The sequence below is a fragment of the Maribacter algicola genome (assembly GCF_003933245.1).
Classification (GTDB): domain Bacteria; phylum Bacteroidota; class Bacteroidia; order Flavobacteriales; family Flavobacteriaceae; genus Maribacter; species Maribacter algicola.
Genome location: NZ_QUSX01000002.1, coordinates 395,106 through 414,052 on the forward strand (window position 1 = coordinate 395,106; position 18,947 = coordinate 414,052).

Consider the following 18,947-nt stretch of genomic DNA (forward strand, 5'->3'; position numbering starts at 1 on the left):
CTATTGATGGTGGTATGGTTCGTTTCTTAGTATGGTAAAGGCCCTGTAAAGTTGTTCTATAAAGAATAATCGCACCATTTGATGGGAGAAGGTCATTTTGGAGAGGCTTATCTTCCCCAATGATTTTTTATGTATTTCTTCGCTGAACCCATACGGACCGCCTATTAAAAACACTAGCTGCTTCAGGCCGGAGTTCATTTTCTTTTGTAAATAATTGGAAAACTCTACGGATGAATGCTGTTTACCATTTTCATCCAAGAGAATCAGTACGTCTGTACTGGAAAGTGATTTAAGAATCAGTTCGCCTTCCTTGATTTTTTGCTGGTCCTCGGATAGGCTTTTTGTCTTTTTTAAGTCGGGGATAATTTCCATTTCAAATTTAACGTAATGGTTTAGACGTTGGTGATAGATGGAAATTAGCTTTTGCAATTCTTTGCTATCGGTTTTTCCTATGGCCAGTAGTTTTATCGTCATATTTCAAAAGTAAATCAAATTCCCAAAATGGATTCGTATTTTAGCGTGAAGCAATAGAAGTATATGATTTCACAAGAGCAGTTCGAAAAGGAATTGGAGGGAATAATTGCGAATGCAATTAGGGAGGATGTAGGCGATGGCGACCATAGTTCCTTGGCATGTATTCCGGCCAATGCCCAAGGCAGGGCTAAATTATTGGTCAAGGACGAAGGGATTATCGCCGGGATTGATTTTGCAAACATGGTCTTCAAGTATGTGGACAAGGACATGGTATTTGAAAAGATCATGGAGGATGGGGCAAAAGTAAAATATGGCGATATTGCCTTTTACGTGGAAGGAAGTTCACGTAGTATATTGATGGCGGAGCGTCTCGTTTTGAATGCGATGCAGCGTATGAGTGCCATAGCCACCAAGACAAGGTCTTTTGTGGATCTTTTGGAAGGTACAAAGACCAAAATTCTGGATACCCGAAAAACAACTCCTGGCATTAGGGCTTTGGAGAAGTGGGCAGTTCAAATTGGAGGAGGGGAAAATCACCGTTTCGCGCTCTATGATATGATTATGCTTAAAGACAATCATATTGACTTCGCAGGTGGAATTACAAAGGCAATCGATAAGACCAAAGCCTATTTGCAGAAGACGGAAAGGGATTTAAAAATAATAGTGGAAGCGCGGGATTTGGATGAAATAAAGGAAATTTTAAAATCGGACGGGGTATACCGTATTCTTATCGATAATTTTAATTATGAGGATACTAGGGAAGCGGTACAGCTCATTGGCGATACCTGTCTTACCGAATCATCGGGCGGAATTACCGAGGAAACCATCCGGCACTATGCTGAATGTGGCGTGGATTATATTTCTTCTGGAGCACTCACGCATTCAGTTTACAATATGGACCTTAGTTTAAAAGCTGTCTAGATGTCCTTAGAGGTCGAAGAAAAACTTGAAAAAATTCCCATTATCAATAAGGTCGTACGTTTGTTAAAGACAATCAAATTGCCTGGACTTGAAGGACTATCCCTTTACGATCTTTTGGAAATGTATATTAATGGGATAGTGCAAGGGGCCTTGTCCTCCCGTGCCAGTGCCATTTCCTTCAGTCTTTTTATGGCATTGTTTCCGCTCTTGATTTTTATGGTGACTCTGGTACCGTTCTTGGTGGATTACATTAGTATCCAAAATGAAAATTTTGAATTACAGTTTCAGCTTTTTTTGGAATCTTTTTTGCCCAATGCCACGGGAGATTATTTTGGGGATGTTTTCAGGCAAATAAAGGATCAGAAGCGAGGCGGCCTGCTTTCCTCCGCTTTTTTACTTTCCATATTCCTGGTTGCAAATGGGGTGAATTCCATTTTTGGAGGCTTTGAGACGAGCTATCACATTGAACTCAAACGAAATTTTTTCAGGCAGTACCTTTATGCCCTAATGGTGGGTCTCATTCTGGCCATACTCATCATAGTAGGTTTTGTGGCCTATATTTATTTTGAGTTTTATGTGCTGGGATATTTAACGGAATTCGCTGCAAGGCAGGGGGGGTACGTTTTGGATGAAGATGAAATTATAGGAGTACAAATTGCAAAAGTGCTGTTTTTTATAGTACTATCGTATTTTACCACGGCAATTCTGTACTATTTTGGGACTAGGGAGGGTAAACAGGCACGATTTTTTTCAATTGGGGCATTGGTTACCACAGTTTTGTTTTTATTGACGTCCTACCTGTTCGGAATTTACGTTGAAAAATTTGCAAGATATAACGAACTCTATGGTGCCTTGGGGGGATTATTGATTTTAATGGTCTACATATGGTTAAATTCCAATATCTTGCTACTTGGGTTTGAGCTGAATGCATCGCTAAATTCCTTACGTAAACTAAGCAAGAAAGAATGATACAATTGAGAGTAGTACTAGTATTCCTATTTTTTTTAAGCGGTATTCATTTATTGACAGCCCAGACCGTGTTTGGAAAATGGAAAACTATCGATGATCGAACTGGAAAACCTAAGGGAATAATCAATATATATAAGAAAGACGGACAAATGTACGGGTATGTAGAAAAAATTCTTGAGGAGGGAAAAGAGGATATGGTCTGTATTAAATGCGAAGGAGAGCTAAAGGACGAGCCCATTGTGGGCATGGAAATAATAAAGGAAGGGGAGCAGCATGATGACGGGGAATGGAAGGGAAAACACCTTTTTGATCCGGAGCAAGCCATGACGTTCCGCTTTAGAATTTGGCTAAATCCAGATAACAAAGATGAATTAAAGGTCCGTGGGTATTTGGCGTTTTTATACAGGACCCAAACGTGGATCAGGGTGGAAGGATAATTTTTATGGAGTATTTTGTCAACGTCATACTGCCCATTCCCCTGGAGCGGCAATTTACTTACAGCGTTACTTCAGATGAAGCGGATTTTTTAAGTCCTGGTATGCGGGTGGCTGTGCCGTTCGGAAAGTCAAAAATATATACGGCCCTCGTTCTTACTATTCACAATTTCCCACCAAATGCGTACGAGGCCAAGGAAATAGACCAGATTTTGGATGAAGTTCCCTTGGTAAATCAACTACAACTTAGGCATTGGGAATGGATCGCTAATTACTACATGTGCACGCTGGGCGAGGTGATGCGCAGTGCTTTACCTTCTGCATTTTTGCTGGAAAGCGAGACCTTAATATTAAGAAACGACTCTACCCATGTGGATGAATCCCAATTAAAGGATGATGAGTTTTTGGTTTTTGAGGCATTGCAGCACCAATCCACCTTGAAGGTGCATGAAGTATCGGCAATAGTGGAACGTAAAAATGTGCTTCCGGTATTAAACCGACTTTTGGAGAAAAACATTATTTATTTAAAAGAAGAAGTATACGAACAGTACAAGCCAAAACTTGTAAAGTATGTAAAGTTGGGTAAAGACTATTTGTTCGATACCGCCTTGGAAGCTTTACTGGAAAGTCTTACAAGGGCCCCAAAACAAAGTCAGGTGGTACTTTCCTTGTTCCAATTACAGGGAAATAGTAAAAAACCGATTTCCATAACGGATTTGGAAAAGTACAGCAATGCCTCAAAATCGGTCATCGGTTCATTGGTAGATAAGGGAATTTTGGAGGAATATCATATTCGAATGGACCGTGTCCGTTTTGAGGGAGAAGAAAATTCTGAAGTTAAAAGTCTGAATGAATATCAATTACAGGCCTTGGCCAATATTAAAAGATCTTTTGAAGAAGATAAGGTAACCTTGTTAAAAGGGGTTACGTCATCGGGTAAAACGGAAGTGTACGTGCAATTGATCAGTGAATATCTTGAGAAGGGCAAACAGATACTATATTTATTGCCCGAAATCGCACTCACCACCCAATTGATTTCTAGGTTACAGGATTATTTTGGTGAACGTATTTCGGTGTTTCATTCCAAATACAACATTCAGGAGCGGGTAGAGGTATGGAACAACGTATTAATAGGGGCTCAAAAAGCTCAAATTGTGATCGGGGCACGATCATCCTTGTTTTTGCCATTTGACAATTTGGGATTGATTATAGTGGATGAGGAACACGAGGGGTCCTTCAAGCAATTTGATCCTGCACCGCGATATCATGCAAGGGATGCGGCCATTGTTCTTGCAAACCTGCATAAGGCCAATATTCTTTTGGGTTCTGCCACGCCCAGTATTGAAAGTTATTATAATGCAAAGCGGGGAAAATATGGCTACGCCGAAATAAACAGGCGTTTTGGTAATGTGCTCATGCCCGATATGGAATTGGTTGATTTTAAGGAGGCGCTTCGCAAAAAAAGGGTTAAGGGCCATTTTTCCGAACGATTATTGGAGGAAATTGAAGAAAGCCTGGGTAATGGTGAGCAAATCATACTTTTTCAAAACAGAAGGGGCTTTGCCCCGGTTCTAGAGTGTTTGACTTGTGGCCATACGCCCCAATGCTCCAATTGTGACGTTACCTTGACCTACCATCAATATAAAAACCAACTTCGGTGTCACTATTGCAGTTACCATACAGCCCTACCGGATAGCTGTGCCGCCTGCGGTAGTCCAGAACTGGATACTAAGGGATTTGGTACGGAACAAGTGGAGGAAGAGGTGAAAAAGCTTTTTCCAGAAGCCAAGGTAGGAAGAATGGATTTGGATACCACCCGGGGCAAACATGCGTATGAAAAAATCATCACTTCCTTTGAACAACAGGAGCTGGACATATTGGTGGGCACCCAAATGCTCACAAAGGGGCTGGATTTTAGGAACGTAAGTTTGGTAGGGGTTATGAACGCTGATTCGCTTCTTAATTTCCCGGATTTTAGAGCTCATGAAAGAACATTTCAAATGTTGACCCAGGTATCGGGTAGGGCAGGACGGACCCAAAAAAGAGGTAAGGTGATTATTCAAACCTATAATCCGTATCATCAAATCCTGAAACAAGTAACCACTGGAGACTATGAAACCATGTTCACCGAACAGATTTATGAAAGGGAGCAGTATAAGTATCCGCCTTTAAATCGGATAATAAAAATAACCTTTAAACACAAAAACTATAATACGCTCAATGAGGCCACAGAGTGGTTTAGCGGGGCCCTGAGAACTCATTTTGGAGGGACGGTATTGGGTCCTGAATATCCACCCATCTCGAGAATACGAAATCAGTATTTAAAAAATATACTGGTCAAGATCGATAAAAGCGAATCCTTGGGAAAAACAAAAAAAAATATCAAAAGAATTGAGAAAACATTTAAATCCGTGAGTCTGTTTAGAAGCGTACGGGTCATTTACAATGTGGACTACATATAAAAAAACCGCCTTTGGGCGGTTTTATAAATGTATTCTTATTTCATAAGCAACTTTTAAACATTGCTTAGGGCTTCGGCCAATTCCGTTTTGTTGTTTCTACTTAAAGGAATCGAACGACCACTCACTTCAACATTTTTACTGTTGAATTTTTCAACTTTTTCCAGGTTCACGATATAGGACTTGTGAATTCTTAGGAATTTATCTTCCGGTAATTGCTTTTCAAAAGATTTCATTGTTGATAAAATTACAATGTTGGCTTCATCGGTTACCAATTTGATATAATCTCCAAGAGCCTCGATCCATTTAATATCGTTTAGGATGACTTTTCTTTTCTTCAGGTTACTTTTAACGAAGATATGCTCCTCGTCTTCGTTCACTCTGTGCATTTGCTCGTATTTGGCAACCGCTCTTTTTACGGAAGCATCAAAACGGGCCATTGTAATGGGTTTGTGCAAATAGTCCGTTACATCGTAATCGAAGGCCTTAAGGGCATAATCCGGTTTACCGGTTATCAAAATTACTTGGGGACTGTTGTCCAGGGATTCAAGTAGGTCGAATCCGGTTATAATAGGCATTTCAACGTCTAAAAAGATCAAATCGATTTCATTGTTCTTAATGCCGTTTTTGGCTTCGATGGCGTTGCTGTACTCTGCCACCATAGCTAGGTTTGGGTGGTTGTTTACCAACTTGGCGACCGCCATACGCTGCATGGACGAATCGTCAACGATAATACTTCTTAACTTCATAAGGGCTGATTTGTGGGGTTAAATCATCGACAAATTACCGAAAAAACACGGTCAACTGCAACAAAAGATGTAAACAATGCTTTTCTTATTGTATAGATGGCAATGATCATAAGTTATTAAGATTTGGTTTATACTTTTTAAAATTTTCTTCCTAGCTATAACGAAGAATTTCTTCATTTCTTATAATTATTGAAAAAAAGTATCTATTTTTGCACTCCTTTTAAATAAATATAATATGAACCATTACGAAACTGTTTTCATTTTAAATCCCGTTCTATCTGATGTACAGATAGAGGAAACAGTTAAGAAATTCGAGGATTTCTTAATTAACAATGGCGCCAAAATGGTAGCCAAGGAGAATTGGGGCCTAAAAAAATTGGCCTATCCGATCCAAAATAAAAAAAGTGGTTTTTACCACTTGTTCGAATTTACTAGCACCGGTGAGGTCGTTATGCCTTACGAGCAGGAGTTTAGGAGAGATGAACGCGTCATGCGCTTTTTGACCGTAAAATTGGACAAACATGCCGTCGCGTGGGCAGAAAAGAGAAGAACAAGAAACAAAACTGCTAAAGCTTAAGTACTATGTCAACATTACAACAACAGGCAAAAGGAAAAAAAGATGGGGAGATAAGATATCTTACCCCGTTAAACATAGAGACCAACTCAAAAAAGAAATATTGTAGGTTCAAGAAATCCGGTATCAAATATATTGATTACAAGGATGCCGACTTTCTAATGAAATTGGTGAACGAGCAAGGTAAGTTATTACCCAGAAGACTTACAGGTACTTCCTTGAAGTATCAACGAAAAGTAGCTCAGGCGGTGAAGAGAGCTCGTCATTTGGCGCTAATGCCATATGTTGGTGATTTATTAAAATAAAAGAAAAGAATCATGGAGCTTATATTAAAGGAAGACGTAGAAAATTTAGGTTTTAAAGATGACTTGGTTAGCGTTAAGAACGGATACGGTAGAAACTACCTTATTCCTCAGGGCTTAGCGACCATGGCAACTCCTTCGGCTAAAAAAGTTTTGGCCGAAACCTTAAAGCAGAGAGCCCACAAAGAAAAGAAAGTTGTGGATGCCGCTAAGAAAACTGCTGAGGCCCTTAAGGCCTTGGACTTGAAAATTGCTGCAAAGGCCGGTGCCGGCGACAAATTGTTCGGTTCAGTAACCAATGCTGATTTGGCGGATGCAATTGAAAAGGAAGGACATACAATCGATAAGAAGTTCATTAGCATTCAAGGTGGTTCCGTTAAAAGAACCGGACCCTACAATGCCCAGATCCGACTTCACAGAGAGGTCGTTGTTGATTTTCCTTTTGAGGTTGTGGCAGAGCAGAACTAATACGATTATAAATTTGTACATAAGCCTTTCAGGAAACTGAAGGGCTTATTTGTTTCATGCCTTTAAATACAAGAATGAAATACACCAGACTTACAAAGGAACAACTGGAAGAGCTTCATCCTGAATTCATTAACTTTCTGGCAACGCAGTCAATCGATAAGATCGAATGGGACGAAATCAAGAAAAATAAACCCAAAGTAGCGGAAGAGGAATTGGATATATTCAGCGATTTGGTATGGGAAGGAGTACTGACAAAAGTTACCTTCTTGGAGAATATTTCAGACCAAGAAATGCATCTATTCCATTTGACCGATAAGGAAATGAAACTCATTGCGGTAAAAGTTTTGAATCCGGAGATAGATTTGACCACCAAGGTCGGTTTTGATTGGTTCAAAAAGAATTGGCAATCTGATTTTGTGGATTATATGACCGCATCCAAGGCCTATACGGACGACCCCAATAAAGATAAATTTGAATTAATCAAACAAGGGGCCATAATTACCAAAGGAGAATTATATCAGTGGTTTGATAAAGTAATAGGATAACACGATATTTGTTGCACTTATAATACTACCGAAAAAAAAGGGCATTTTACATTATAAATCCAATGGCACAAAAACCTTCCATACCCAAAGGAACCCGCGATTTTACACCCTCCGAAGTTGTAAAGCGGAACTATATTTTTGATGTAGTCAAAAGACATTTTCAAACCTTTGGTTTTCAACCTATTGAAACTCCTTCCTTCGAAAATTCAGAAACCTTGATGGGCAAATATGGGGATGAGGGCGACCGACTCATTTTTAAGATTTTGAATTCGGGAGACTTTTTGAATAAGGTCAATGACGAATTATATAGTTCAAAGGATTCTAATAAAATAACTTCAAGTATTTCTGAAAAAGCCTTACGCTATGATTTAACAGTACCTTTTGCCCGATACGTGGTCATGCACCAGAACGAACTGGACTTTCCGTTTAAACGTTACCAGATACAGCCGGTATGGCGTGCGGACAGGCCTCAAAAAGGAAGGTTTAGGGAATTCTATCAATGTGATGCTGATGTGGTTGGTTCAGATTCACTGCTACAGGAAGTAGAACTGATTCAACTTTACGATACTGTGTTTGCCGACTTAAAATTGGAAGGTGTTACCATTAAATTGAACAACCGTAAAATTCTTGCAGGCATTGCCGAAGTCATTGGAGCTAAGGATTTGTTGATCGATTTTACAGTAGCATTGGATAAACTGAACAAGATTGGGGAAGATGGTGTAAAAAAGGAAATGCTTTCTAAAGGTATTTCGCAATCTGCTATTGAAAAAGCATCGCCCTTGTTCAACCTTAAAGGTAGCAATACGGACCAGTTGAATAAATTGGATGCCTTATTGGTCAACTCCCAAGAAGGCAAAAAAGGTGTGGATGAACTTCGGTTTATTATGGAGACCATTACTAGCTTAGGTTTGCAATCCGCAAAGTTGGTCGTTGATGTTACTTTGGCCCGTGGACTCAATTATTATACAGGGGCCATTTTTGAAGTGGCAGCACCGGAAGGCGTTTCTATGGGATCGATCGGTGGTGGTGGCAGATATGACGACCTTACCGGAATCTTCGGACTACCCAATGTTAGCGGAGTAGGTATTTCCTTTGGCCTGGACAGAATCTATTTGGTTATGGAGGAGTTGAGACTTTTCCCTGAATCCATAGATCGTTCATTGGATGTACTGTGTTTAAATTTTGGTGCCAAGGAAGGTTTGGCGGCTTTAAAACTTACCACGGTTTTACGAAAACATGGAATTAAGGCGGATATCTATCCATCCGATGCTAAACTGAACAAACAGTTTAAATATGCCAATAATAGGAACGTACCCTACGTGGTTCTTTTGGGCGAGGAGGAGCTAATAAATAGCTCTTTTGTGGTTAAGAATATGCAAAGTGGTGATCAAAAAACATACTCTTTGTCCGATACCCAGCAATTTATAGATTCGCTCTGAACGTTTTTTCCAAGGCTTCGATAATCGTAGAGTAATACTCTTTTGTATGGGGTACATACTTGTCCGTTCCTAAACCTAAAACTTCCTCCCTAAATTGGATTATAGGCAGCAAAGCCAGAGATTCTACTTCGCTTTCCTGCTCTTTTAGTTTTTCCAGGGATACCCTTAATTCACATAGGAAGGTATGATGGAATTCACAATCGATCAAGCTTTCAGAGTGTTTTTGAACCGACTTGAACACTCCAATCTTCTGTAAATCTGATGGTCTTATTTTAAGACCTATTTCCTCGGATACCTCCCGGACCGCCGATTTTTCAATTGATTCACCAGCACCAATATGTCCTGCTACCGAAACGTCCCAAAGTAGGGGGTAGGTGTCCTTTTGCCGACCCCTTTGTTGAATCAAAACCTGACCATCCGACGTGTAAAACCAAACATGCACCGTGGGGTGAAAAAATCCCTCACGGTGCGCTTCAGATTTCATACGGGAAACTCCCAAAGGATTTCCTTGGTTGTCTAGAATATCTACGAGTTCGTCCATATAAAAATAAACCCGCCAATGGGCGGGTTTTATTATTAATCAAAATAACTGAAGGTTTCACCTTCTTTAATGGTTAAAAGCGTTTCGTAAATAAGCCGTATCACGTTTTCCACATCGTCCTTGTGGACCATTTCCACAGTGGTGTGCATATAGCGTAGGGGCAAGGAAATCAACGCGGACGCAACTCCTCCATTACTATAGGCAAACGCATCTGTATCGGTACCCGTCATTCTGGAAGCCGCCAATCTTTGGAAAGGTATCTTTTTTGCTTCGGCGGTTTCAATAATACGTTCCCTAAGTTTGTTCTGTACCGCAGGCGCATAGGAAATGACGGGACCGGCACCTATTTCTGTGTGGCCCTGGGTCTTTTTCTCAATCATCGGAGTGGTCGTATCATGGCAAACATCCGTTACAATGGCGATATTCGGTTTAATGGTCTGGGTAATCATTTCCGCACCACGTAAACCAATCTCCTCCTGAACCGAATTGGTAATGTATAATCCAAAAGGAAGTTTATGTTTGTTTTCATGTAATAGCCTGGCAACCTCGGCAACCATAAATCCTCCTGCACGGTTATCTATGGCCCTGCAAACGAACTTATCACCGTTCAATACTTGAAAGGTATCCGGGTAGGTGATTACGCAACCTACGTGGACTCCCATTTTTTCTACCTCTTCCTTGTCCTTTGCCCCTATATCAATAAAGATATTATCCAATTTGGGCGGTTCTTCCTTATCGTTTTTTCGGGTGTGTATTGCGGGCCATCCAAAAACTCCTTTAACAATACCGTTCTTGGTGTGTATATTCACCCATTTACTGGGAGCTATCTGATGGTCACTGCCTCCGTTTCTGATCACATAAAGAAGCCCGTTATCCGTAATATAATTAACGTACCACGATATTTCATCAGAATGGCCTTCTATGACGACCTTATATTTTGATTCGGGATTAATGACCCCTACGGCAGTTCCATACGTATCGGTAATAAAAGTGTCTACATAAGGTTTTAAATAGTCCATCCAAAGCTTTTGTCCTTCCCATTCATAACCGGTAGGTGCCGCGTTGTTTAGATACTCTTCAAAAAAATCCAATGATTTTTTGGTAATGATAGTTTTGTTCGCCATATATATTTTTTTAACTCAAAAATCAAGATTCTAACTTTCAAAGTCGCATAAACACTTCAAATTAAGTATTCGAAATTATAAGTAAATCCTACTTTGTAAAGTTGTCTACAAACTTAACAATATTCACTTGTTTTTAATAATATGCTCAATCAATTATCGTTAATTTTGGCAAGGCTTTTGTACAAATAATGGCTATGATAAGGAATAGTTTTTTAATGTTTGTTTTCCTGATGTTCTTTGTAAAAACAGAAGGACAGGTAGAAGAGCAGGAACTGGATTCGATTTCTGAGCAATTGATCATACTGGCAGGAGATTCTATAGTTCAGAGTTCCATTTCCTTGGAAGAGGCCTATGTCTTTGGTAAACTTCAATTTTCCTCCTATGACGATAAACTGAGGTATTACATCTTACGGCGTAAGACCCATAAGGTTTATCCATATGCCAAATTGGCTGCAGAGCGTTTGGTGGAACTGAATGACAGCCTTGCAACGATCACAAAAACCAGAAAGCGTAAAAAATATACTCGAAAGGTTCAAAAGTATATTGAAGAAGAGTTTTCGGAAGAGTTAAAAAAGCTGACCAGAACGGAGGGGCAGATTTTGGTGAAATTGATATACAGACAAACGGGCACCACGGCTTTCGATTTGGTAAAGGAACTAAGAAATGGTTGGAGGGCATTTTGGTACAATACAACGGCAAAGCTTTTTAAAATAAGTATTAAAGAGGAGTTCCATCCTGATGAAATAGAGGAGGATTATCTTATAGAGGACATTCTGCAAAGGGCTTTTTCAGCCGGGCAATTGGAAAGACAGGAAACGGTTTTGGATTACGATTATAATAAACTTTACAATAAGTGGAAAAAGCCGGTTGTGAAGAATCACCCAAGCAATTAGTTTTTCGGTTTTCCCTTACCTCCAAAAAGAGCGTCAACTATCGTTTGGATACCTTTAAAACCGGAATAAATGGCATACATGGCCAATATCAATCCAATGACTAGGATGGGCCAATAAAGGGGATGTTCCTCGTTTTTAAAGGCTTGCCAAATAACGATAGGGGCCAAAAACATTAAAAATACGGTGAGGGCCAACTTTTTTATGCCCTGTACCATCATTTCCTTGTCCGTTCTCATTCTATCGTAATGGTATTTTTATATTCCTGTACCACGGCAAAATATCCTAGAGGAAAATTGTTCGTTTGTCCAATGGATTCAAGATCTTCAGGATTCTCAACGCCAGTCACGTTAAAGATATTTCCCCTTACTGTAGCCGCCGGAGTTTGAAAGGGGCCTTGGTCCCCACCTGCTTGAACAATAATTTGATTCATATAATTAAAGAAGGATTCATCTGCTCCCAATATACTAATGGTCATTTCTTGTCCAGGTTCAACTTCATCATAAAAGTAGGAAAACTCAAACCGCTGTCCTTGATAGAATTCATCTTCGGTAACCAGAAATTCGTTAAATCCAAAATCAAAAATGTAAAAATCGTCACGTGTACCATTATCGATGAAACTCAATATGATCTCAGTTTCCTCACCTGTGAATAGGGTTTGCTCTCCTTGTTCCAAGGTTTCTATTTCCGAAGTGGGTACAAATCTAGTTTTGGCATAGTAACGCTCACTATTGAAATTTATAAATAGCGCCAATTGTCCCGATGTAAAAAAGGATGTACTCCTTGCGGCTTCATATATTCCCGGGGATACTTCTTCCAAGATGATGTCATTACTTTCCAAGGGATCATTCGATATAAAATCAAGATTCCTAATAATTACCTCAGCATTGGAAACAGGGTCGAGATCCTCAAAAAATGAGCTGGTTAGGTTAAGTTTTATTTGAGCAGTGGATACAGATACCGATGTGTCCAATTTGATTATAGCATCAGCCGATAGACGCGGAGACTCCAAGGGTAAATCGACTTCTATCACATCTTCACAGGATTGTAGAAAGGTTATGGCCAATAAGCAATAAAAAAATCTTTGCATTACTTATAGTTTAAAATTATAGGTTACTGCGGGAACGATTCCGAAGATAGAAGTTCTAACCGCTTCGTTTGCCCCAGTATCGTCATTTCTTCTGAAATTGATGGAAGCGGCATTTCTTCTGTTGTAAACGTTGTAAATACTAAAAACCCATTCCCCTTTTATTTTTCTGTTTTTGTTCTTTCTTGGGGTGAGACTCGCTGAAATATCCAATCGGTTATAATCAGGCAATCGCTGCTCATTTCTTTGTCCATAATAAGGTACCGTGAGTCCTTGAAACTCAAATTGCCCCACTGGATAATTGGTAGGTTGTCCCGTTTGGTAGACAAAATTGGTGTTAAAGCTCCATTTGTCGTTTAAATCATAACTTGCAAATAAGGAAATATCGTGCGTCTTATCAAATGGGGTATTGTACCATTTTCCATTATTAATACCTGTCTCTACAGTATTTGTTCCGCTTATAGACCTACCAGGAGTTCGCTGTTCTGATTTGGATAGGGTATAGGATAACCATCCCTGAAATTTACCTTCATTTTTTCGGAATAAAAGTTCAAGTCCGTAGGCCCTTGCTTCTCCATTTAAAATAACCTGCTCTATTGAATTGTTGGCAATTAGGTTAGCCCCATCAATGTAGTCAATTCTATTTTGCACATCTTTATAAAAGACTTCGGTTTCCAGACTATAGTCATCGTTTTTGAAGCTTTTGAAATAGCCCAATGCGTATTGGTCCAGTAATTGGGGTTTTACAAATGGACCGCTGGGTGTCCAAACATCCAAAGGAGTAGGGGAGGCGGTATTTGATAAAAGGTGCAAATATTGGGCTAAACGTGTGTAGCTCGTTTTTATGGAGCTATCCTCCGTTAAGGTATAGGACATTGATACTCTAGGTTCCCAATTTGTGAATTTTGCTAGACTTTCATTTCTCCCGGGTGTGGCAACCGAAATAGGGTCCGCTTCCTGATAAATGGATAAAAGTGGATCAAAATTTACCGGGTTATTATTTGCATAAACATTAATTTCATCTTGCCCCAATCGATTAAAATAGCTGAATCTAAGTCCATAACCCAAGCTAAGATTATCCGTTAACCGATGTTCTAAATCCACATAGGCCGCAAATTCATTAGCATATTTTTGAATTAATTGTTCCTCTAGAATCCCTGAGTTCTCATTACTGGGTTCTATTTTACCGGGATTGAATTGGTAGTATATATTATTCAAGCCATAATTGACCTGTAATTTGTCGTTCAGGTAATGTTTTAGGTCATATTTCACATTGAAATTCCGGATGCCGGAGTTCCAATTGAAGCCCACAAAGTCCAACTTTAACCCATAGTAGTAATCGGAATAAATCAAGGAGAGGTTGGAGAATAACTTATCCGAAAAAAGATGGTTCCATCTAAAGTTACCTACCGCATTTCCGTAGGTATTTACGAAGCTATCGCTAATGCCAAATACATCCCTACCGAAATATCCGGAAAGAAGGATATTGTTATTTTCATTTATTCTGTAATTGAGTTTGGTATTCAAATCATAGAAATAGGCCGTATTGTCCAAATCGAACAAGGGAAGGAACAAATGGGCATACGAAGCCCTTCCTCCAATGAGAAATGCGGCTTTGTCCTTTATAATGGGACCCTCCAAAAGCAGCCGACTCGCCACGGCACCGATCCCGCCGTTCATTTTAAATTCCTTGCTATTCCCTTCTTTTTGGAAAATATCCAAAACAGATGATACCCTGCCGCCATACCTGGCGGGAATACCTCCTTTGTACAATTTGATATCCTTAATGGCGTCTGGGTTGAACACAGAAAAAAAGCCGAATAGGTGGGAAGAATTAAAAATGATCGCTTCATCCAAAAGAATCAAATTTTGGTCGACCGAACCTCCCCTAACATTAAAACCCGATGCACCTTCGCCAGCATTGGTGACTCCTGGCAACAACAAAATGGACTTTATCACATCGGCTTCTCCAAGGATTACGGGGATTTTTTTTATCGTTCCAACAGTAAGCGTATTTACGCTCATTTGAGGTTTTCTAATATCCAATTTTTCGGAGTTTTCAGTAACTACAACTTCTTGAAGCTGCTCCGCTTCCTCTGAAAGCTGAAAATCCATTTTCAAATCCTTTTCCAAGGAAATGTCCTCAACAATATCACTAAATCCCAAATAGCTTATTACCACTTGGTATTTCCCTTTGGGTAAGGTGATGGAGTAAAAGCCATATTCGTTCGTAGTAACGCCACTTCCCAAGCTTGGAAAGGCTATTGTAACACCAATTAAGGTCTCGTTGCTGGAATCCTCCGTAATTACGCCGCTCAAGGTGAATTTTTCCTGTGCGGAAACACATATGATAAAGCAAGAACAAAGAAACAGAAATAGCCAAAGAGGCTTGTTCATAGAAGTTTTTTCCAAAAATAACTAGAATTACGTAACCAATTTGAAGGTTAACTATATTTTATACAATTTCTGGCTTTAGGCATGGGTCAAAATTTACAAAGTTCATTTGTGTTCGTACCTCCATTTAAGTTTATTAATGTTTCAAGTATTTCTCTACAATAATCATAAGAAGGGGGATAGAAAGAATCAATAATAAAATTTTTATTTGAATGTATATTACACTAAAAAAAGCCTCCACTTTGGAGGCTTTTGAACAGTTTAACATGGAACTTATATCGTATCCAAAATTTTATTCAAGGTATCACTCGGCCGCATTGCAATGGATTCCAAATTTGGATTTGGTTTATAATAACCCCCAATGTCCTGTGGACTTCCTTGCGCGTCCATCAATTCATTTAAAATCTGTTCTTCCTTCTCCTGAATTTGTGCATCCACTTTTGAAAAAAGAAATTTTAACTCTGTGTCCTTATCCTGATTTGCCAAGGCCTCCGCCCAATACTTGGCCAAGTAAAAATGACTTCCCCTAGTATCCAACTCTTTCACTTTTCTGGAGGGTGATTTATCGTTTAGTAAGAACTTTTCAGTAGCGGCATCCAAAGCATCGGCCAAAATCTTGGCTTTTGGATTCTTATTTTTTTCCCCATAAAACTCCAATGAAACTCCAAGAGCCAAAAACTCACCTAAGGAGTCCCACCTGAGATGGCCTTCCTCCAAAAATTGCTCTACATGTTTTGGGGCGGAACCACCGGCGCCCGTCTCAAATAATCCACCTCCGTTCATCAAAGGCACAATGGATAGCATTTTGGCACTGGTACCTACTTCAAGAATGGGAAATAAATCCGTTAAGTAATCCCTAAGTACGTTCCCAGAAACAGAGATGGTATCCTTTCCTGCTTTAATACGATTAAGCGTGTATTGTGTAGCTTTTTCAGGAGACATAATCTGAATATCCAATCCATCTGTATCCTGTTGTGGTAGGTACTGATTAACTTTTTTTATCAGTTCTCTATCATGAGCCCTATTTTCATCCAACCAGAAAATTGCAGGATCGTTTGTTGCCCTTGCCCTGGAAACTGCAAGCTTTATCCAGTCTTCGATAGGGGCGTCCTTTACTTGACACATACGCCAAATATCCCCTTGTTCTACTGCATGCTCCAACAAAACTTTGCCTGTATTCAAATCAATTACCTGTACGGTTCCAGCTTCTTGAATTTCAAATGTTTTGTCATGAGAACCGTATTCCTCAGCTTTTTGCGCCATTAAACCTACATTGGGAACGGTACCCATGGTAGTTGGATCAAATGCTCCGTGTTCTTTACAAAAATCTATGGTAGCGGAATAAATACCTGCATAACTACTGTCCGGGATTACGGCCTTGGTATCCTGTGCTTTACCTTCTGAATTCCACATTTTACCGGAATTACGAATCATCGCTGGCATAGATGCATCGATAATGATATCACTGGGCACATGAAGGTTGGTAATCCCCTTATCGGAATTGACCATGGCCAAAGAGGGGCCTTTTTCAAGTTCTGAAACAATTTGACCCTCGATTTCCGCTTTTTGCTCAGCAGGTAATTTATCCAATTTATTATACAAAACCTCTAGACCGTCATTTGGATTTACCCCAATTTTTTCAAATGTGTCCGCATTTTTTTCAAAAACAGGTTTTAGCACGGTCTCTACCACGTGTCCAAAGATGATGGGGTCTGAGACCTTCATCATGGTTGCCTTTAGATGCACGGAGAATAAGACTCCTTTTTCCTTGGCGTCTTGCACCTGTTCCTTTAAAAAGGCCAACAGTGCTTTTTTGCTCATAACAGTGGCATCAATGATTTCACCGTTTTGCAAGGATAATTTTTCTTTTAAAACTTTCTTTGTTCCACTTTCGGATTGTTGAACTATTTGTATCTCCGTGGCGGATTGAATCGTTAGTGATTTCTCATTGGATTTAAAATCACCATGTGACATGGTGGCCACATGGGTTTTGGAATCAGAAGACCAGGCACCCATGGAATGTGGATTCTTTTTCGCATAATTCTTTACTGCTCTTGGAGCACGTCTATCGGAATTTCCTTCCCTTAATACTGGGTTTACGGCACTCCCTTTTATTTTATCAAATTTGGCCTTAATTTCCTTTTCGTCGTCAGTCTTTGGTTCATCTGGGTAATCAGGTATTTTATATCCTTTTGATTGTAACTCCGCTATAGCCTCCTTCAATTGAGGAATTGAAGCACTGATATTGGGCAGTTTTATAATATTGGCCTCAGGTTGTTTAGCAAGCTCTCCCAACACGTCCAAATCATTGGGAACTTGTTGCTCTTTGGTTAAATATTCAGGAAAAACAGCAGCTATTCTCCCAGCTAAGGAGATATCTTTCGTCTCAATATCAACTCCCGAAGTCTTTGTAAAAGCTTTGACAATAGGTAGGAATGAGGCCGTTGCTAGTGCCGGTGCTTCATCGGTTTTGGTATAGTAAATTTTGGACATTCGTATTTTTTTTAGTTCAAGCGGTGCAAATATACAATTTTATCTAGCCTAAATAGGGGGGTAGTTACTGAATATTTAAGGCCTTTTGAGAAGCTTTGTGAAATAACAAAAGCCATATCAAAGTACTTATACCTTGACATGGCTTTTTAGAAATAGCTTACAGACATGTTGTTCTAAAATTAATTAGAACTGCAACCCTTGATTGCTTCTGCGTCACTAAATCAACGTTTGAAATGTGTTTCAATCTAAATTCTATAATCAAGCATTTACTCTACACTTCGTTTATGTTGCCTTAGCATTTGAATATTAAAACTATGAAAGTATTAATTTTCAATGCCCACATAGGTAATAAAAGCGACAGCCATTATTCCCAATGTTCATCTTGATAAATGATTCCCTAGAAAAAATCTATCTTGATTAAGCAACAATATAAAGAACGTAAACTTTATAGTGATGGGGAGGTTACTACTATCTACCTCAGCGTTCTCCCTTTAATCACACATAAATATAACAAAAAAATCCATATGAAAGCTATTTTTCCAACTAATTAATAATGAACAATTTATGAACTAGGGGTTTTAACAATTGTTCATAAAAAAACACCGAGATAAATTCGGTGTTTTTTTTATGTGATTTAAAAGTAAAAACTAAGATCTTACCTCTTTAATTCTTGCTTTTTTACCTGTCAAACCTCTAAAGTAGTAAATACGTGATCTACGAACTTTACCTTTTTTGTTAACCTCGATTTTTTGTAGAGCAGGTAAATTGATTGGGAAAATTCTTTCCACACCAACCGTTCCGGACATTTTACGAATTGTAAATGTTTCTGTAGCTCCGGTTCCCCTTCTTTGAATTACCACTCCCTTAAAAAACTGGGTACGTGTTTTTTCACCTTCCTTAATTTCGTAATACACCGTAATAGTATCACCCGCTGAAAATTTTGGAAACTCCTTTTTTGTTACAAACTCGTCCTGTACAAACTTTATTAATGATTCCATTTTAATCTTACTATTGGAATTAAATCAAATCAACTTTCACGATTTTCGTCAGAGGTTGAATTAACAGGGTGCAAAAATACTTCGAA

19 protein-coding genes are annotated in these 18,947 nt (G+C 39.2%); 10 read left to right on the forward strand and 9 right to left on the reverse strand.

Annotated features, from left to right (window positions below; genetic code table 11):
* Positions 1-474, reverse strand: a complete 474-nt coding sequence (gene rlmH, locus DZC72_RS10930) for a 23S rRNA (pseudouridine(1915)-N(3))-methyltransferase RlmH (protein ID WP_125222969.1) — start codon at positions 472-474, stop codon at positions 1-3.
* 63 nt (positions 475-537) lie between these two features.
* On the opposite strand from rlmH, the gene nadC reads away from it, so the two are divergent.
* The 4 genes from nadC to priA are packed head-to-tail and all read left to right on the forward strand — an operon-like array spanning position 538 to position 5,260.
* Positions 538-1,395, forward strand: coding sequence for a carboxylating nicotinate-nucleotide diphosphorylase (nadC, locus tag DZC72_RS10935; RefSeq protein ID WP_125222970.1), 858 nt, complete (start codon positions 538-540; stop codon positions 1,393-1,395).
* On the forward strand, positions 1,396-2,364 hold the full coding sequence (locus tag DZC72_RS10940) for a YihY/virulence factor BrkB family protein (RefSeq protein ID WP_125222971.1): 969 nt from the start codon (positions 1,396-1,398) through the stop codon (positions 2,362-2,364). It begins immediately after the preceding gene.
* Positions 2,361-2,801 carry a DUF2147 domain-containing protein gene (locus tag DZC72_RS10945; RefSeq protein ID WP_125222972.1) on the forward strand — a complete coding sequence of 147 codons (441 nt, stop codon included), beginning with the start codon at positions 2,361-2,363 and terminating at the stop codon, positions 2,799-2,801. Before DZC72_RS10940 ends, DZC72_RS10945 begins: the two co-directional genes overlap by 4 nt.
* Positions 2,802-2,806: 5 nt before the next feature.
* Entirely contained in the window at positions 2,807-5,260 is a 2,454-nt protein-coding gene (gene priA, locus DZC72_RS10950) for a replication restart helicase PriA (RefSeq protein ID WP_125222973.1), read from the forward strand.
* Positions 5,261-5,313: 53 nt separating this feature from the next.
* On the opposite strand, the gene DZC72_RS10955 is transcribed toward priA, so the two are convergent.
* Entirely contained in the window at positions 5,314-6,006 is a 693-nt protein-coding gene (locus DZC72_RS10955) for a LytR/AlgR family response regulator transcription factor (RefSeq protein ID WP_125222974.1), read from the reverse strand.
* Between the two features lie 235 nt (positions 6,007-6,241).
* Here DZC72_RS10955 and rpsF point away from each other — a divergent pair, with 235 nt between their 5' ends.
* The 5 genes from rpsF to hisS all read left to right on the forward strand — a co-directional run bounded on the left by rpsF (position 6,242) and on the right by hisS (position 9,334).
* The gene (gene rpsF, locus DZC72_RS10960; protein WP_099546515.1) at positions 6,242-6,583 is read left to right on the forward strand and encodes a 30S ribosomal protein S6; all 342 of its coding nucleotides are present in this window, start codon (positions 6,242-6,244) and stop codon (positions 6,581-6,583) included.
* 5 nt (positions 6,584-6,588) lie between these two features.
* Positions 6,589-6,885, forward strand: coding sequence for a 30S ribosomal protein S18 (gene rpsR / locus DZC72_RS10965; protein ID WP_125222975.1), 297 nt, complete (start codon positions 6,589-6,591; stop codon positions 6,883-6,885).
* Positions 6,886-6,897: 12 nt separating this feature from the next.
* Positions 6,898-7,350 (forward strand): 50S ribosomal protein L9, encoded by a 453-nt coding sequence (gene rplI, locus DZC72_RS10970; protein WP_125222976.1) that lies wholly within the window; start codon positions 6,898-6,900, stop codon positions 7,348-7,350.
* A 74-nt stretch (positions 7,351-7,424) separates the two neighbouring features.
* Positions 7,425-7,895, forward strand: a complete 471-nt coding sequence (locus DZC72_RS10975; RefSeq protein WP_125222977.1) for a DUF6495 family protein — start codon at positions 7,425-7,427, stop codon at positions 7,893-7,895.
* Positions 7,896-7,957: 62 nt separating this feature from the next.
* Positions 7,958-9,334 carry a histidine--tRNA ligase gene (gene hisS / locus DZC72_RS10980; protein WP_125222978.1) on the forward strand — a complete coding sequence of 459 codons (1,377 nt, stop codon included), beginning with the start codon at positions 7,958-7,960 and terminating at the stop codon, positions 9,332-9,334.
* Here hisS and DZC72_RS10985 read toward each other — a convergent pair.
* Both DZC72_RS10985 and DZC72_RS10990 read right to left on the reverse strand, forming a co-directional pair.
* Entirely contained in the window at positions 9,318-9,875 is a 558-nt protein-coding gene (locus DZC72_RS10985) for an NUDIX hydrolase (protein ID WP_125222979.1), read from the reverse strand. The two genes, hisS and DZC72_RS10985, sit on opposite strands and share 17 nt — an antisense overlap.
* A 35-nt stretch (positions 9,876-9,910) precedes the next feature.
* Entirely contained in the window at positions 9,911-10,999 is a 1,089-nt protein-coding gene (locus DZC72_RS10990; protein ID WP_125222980.1) for a M42 family metallopeptidase, read from the reverse strand.
* A 215-nt stretch (positions 11,000-11,214) separates the two neighbouring features.
* On the opposite strand from DZC72_RS10990, the gene DZC72_RS10995 reads away from it, so the two are divergent.
* Positions 11,215-11,892, forward strand: coding sequence for a DUF4294 domain-containing protein (locus DZC72_RS10995; RefSeq protein WP_243641718.1), 678 nt, complete (start codon positions 11,215-11,217; stop codon positions 11,890-11,892).
* Here DZC72_RS10995 and DZC72_RS11000 read toward each other — a convergent pair.
* The 5 genes from DZC72_RS11000 to rplS form a co-directional block, all read right to left on the reverse strand.
* Positions 11,889-12,128: a DUF6095 family protein gene (locus tag DZC72_RS11000; protein ID WP_125222982.1), complete on the reverse strand. Its 240-nt coding sequence runs from the start codon at positions 12,126-12,128 to the stop codon at positions 11,889-11,891. The genes DZC72_RS10995 and DZC72_RS11000 overlap by 4 nt on opposite strands.
* Positions 12,125-12,979, reverse strand: coding sequence for a DUF4249 domain-containing protein (locus DZC72_RS11005; protein ID WP_125222983.1), 855 nt, complete (start codon positions 12,977-12,979; stop codon positions 12,125-12,127). Before DZC72_RS11005 ends, DZC72_RS11000 begins: the two co-directional genes overlap by 4 nt.
* Positions 12,980-12,982: 3 nt before the next feature.
* Positions 12,983-15,373 carry a TonB-dependent receptor gene (locus tag DZC72_RS11010; protein WP_125222984.1) on the reverse strand — a complete coding sequence of 797 codons (2,391 nt, stop codon included), beginning with the start codon at positions 15,371-15,373 and terminating at the stop codon, positions 12,983-12,985.
* A gap of 270 nt (positions 15,374-15,643) precedes the next feature.
* A complete protein-coding gene (locus DZC72_RS11015) occupies positions 15,644-17,863 on the reverse strand; it encodes an NADP-dependent isocitrate dehydrogenase (RefSeq protein ID WP_125222985.1) in 2,220 nt (739 codons plus the stop codon).
* Between the two features lie 647 nt (positions 17,864-18,510).
* Complete coding sequence (gene rplS, locus DZC72_RS11020; protein WP_099546525.1) at positions 18,511-18,861, reverse strand: 50S ribosomal protein L19; 351 nt, start codon at positions 18,859-18,861, stop codon at positions 18,511-18,513.
* Between the last annotated feature and the right edge of the window lie 86 nt (positions 18,862-18,947).

What these genes read in the sequence shown, in the direction of transcription:
- rpsR (WP_125222975.1), top strand. Translation starts at nt 6,589, where the DNA reads ATGTCAACATTACAACAACAGGCAAAAGGAAAAAAAGATGGGGAGATA.
- nadC (WP_125222970.1), top strand. Translation starts at nt 538, where the DNA reads ATGATTTCACAAGAGCAGTTCGAAAAGGAATTGGAGGGAATAATTGCG.
- rpsF (WP_099546515.1), top strand. Translation starts at nt 6,242, where the DNA reads ATGAACCATTACGAAACTGTTTTCATTTTAAATCCCGTTCTATCTGAT.
- DZC72_RS11010 (WP_125222984.1), bottom strand. Translation starts at nt 15,373, where the DNA reads ATGAACAAGCCTCTTTGGCTATTTCTGTTTCTTTGTTCTTGCTTTATC.
- DZC72_RS10945 (WP_125222972.1), top strand. Translation starts at nt 2,361, where the DNA reads ATGATACAATTGAGAGTAGTACTAGTATTCCTATTTTTTTTAAGCGGT.
- rplI (WP_125222976.1), top strand. Translation starts at nt 6,898, where the DNA reads ATGGAGCTTATATTAAAGGAAGACGTAGAAAATTTAGGTTTTAAAGAT.
- priA (WP_125222973.1), top strand. Translation starts at nt 2,807, where the DNA reads ATGGAGTATTTTGTCAACGTCATACTGCCCATTCCCCTGGAGCGGCAA.
- DZC72_RS10940 (WP_125222971.1), top strand. Translation starts at nt 1,396, where the DNA reads ATGTCCTTAGAGGTCGAAGAAAAACTTGAAAAAATTCCCATTATCAAT.
- DZC72_RS10985 (WP_125222979.1), bottom strand. Translation starts at nt 9,875, where the DNA reads ATGGACGAACTCGTAGATATTCTAGACAACCAAGGAAATCCTTTGGGA.
- DZC72_RS10975 (WP_125222977.1), top strand. Translation starts at nt 7,425, where the DNA reads ATGAAATACACCAGACTTACAAAGGAACAACTGGAAGAGCTTCATCCT.
- DZC72_RS11000 (WP_125222982.1), bottom strand. Translation starts at nt 12,128, where the DNA reads ATGAGAACGGACAAGGAAATGATGGTACAGGGCATAAAAAAGTTGGCC.
- DZC72_RS11015 (WP_125222985.1), bottom strand. Translation starts at nt 17,863, where the DNA reads ATGTCCAAAATTTACTATACCAAAACCGATGAAGCACCGGCACTAGCA.
- rplS (WP_099546525.1), bottom strand. Translation starts at nt 18,861, where the DNA reads ATGGAATCATTAATAAAGTTTGTACAGGACGAGTTTGTAACAAAAAAG.
- DZC72_RS10955 (WP_125222974.1), bottom strand. Translation starts at nt 6,006, where the DNA reads ATGAAGTTAAGAAGTATTATCGTTGACGATTCGTCCATGCAGCGTATG.
- rlmH (WP_125222969.1), bottom strand. Translation starts at nt 474, where the DNA reads ATGACGATAAAACTACTGGCCATAGGAAAAACCGATAGCAAAGAATTG.
- hisS (WP_125222978.1), top strand. Translation starts at nt 7,958, where the DNA reads ATGGCACAAAAACCTTCCATACCCAAAGGAACCCGCGATTTTACACCC.
- DZC72_RS10990 (WP_125222980.1), bottom strand. Translation starts at nt 10,999, where the DNA reads ATGGCGAACAAAACTATCATTACCAAAAAATCATTGGATTTTTTTGAA.
- DZC72_RS10995 (WP_243641718.1), top strand. Translation starts at nt 11,215, where the DNA reads ATGTTTGTTTTCCTGATGTTCTTTGTAAAAACAGAAGGACAGGTAGAA.
- DZC72_RS11005 (WP_125222983.1), bottom strand. Translation starts at nt 12,979, where the DNA reads ATGCAAAGATTTTTTTATTGCTTATTGGCCATAACCTTTCTACAATCC.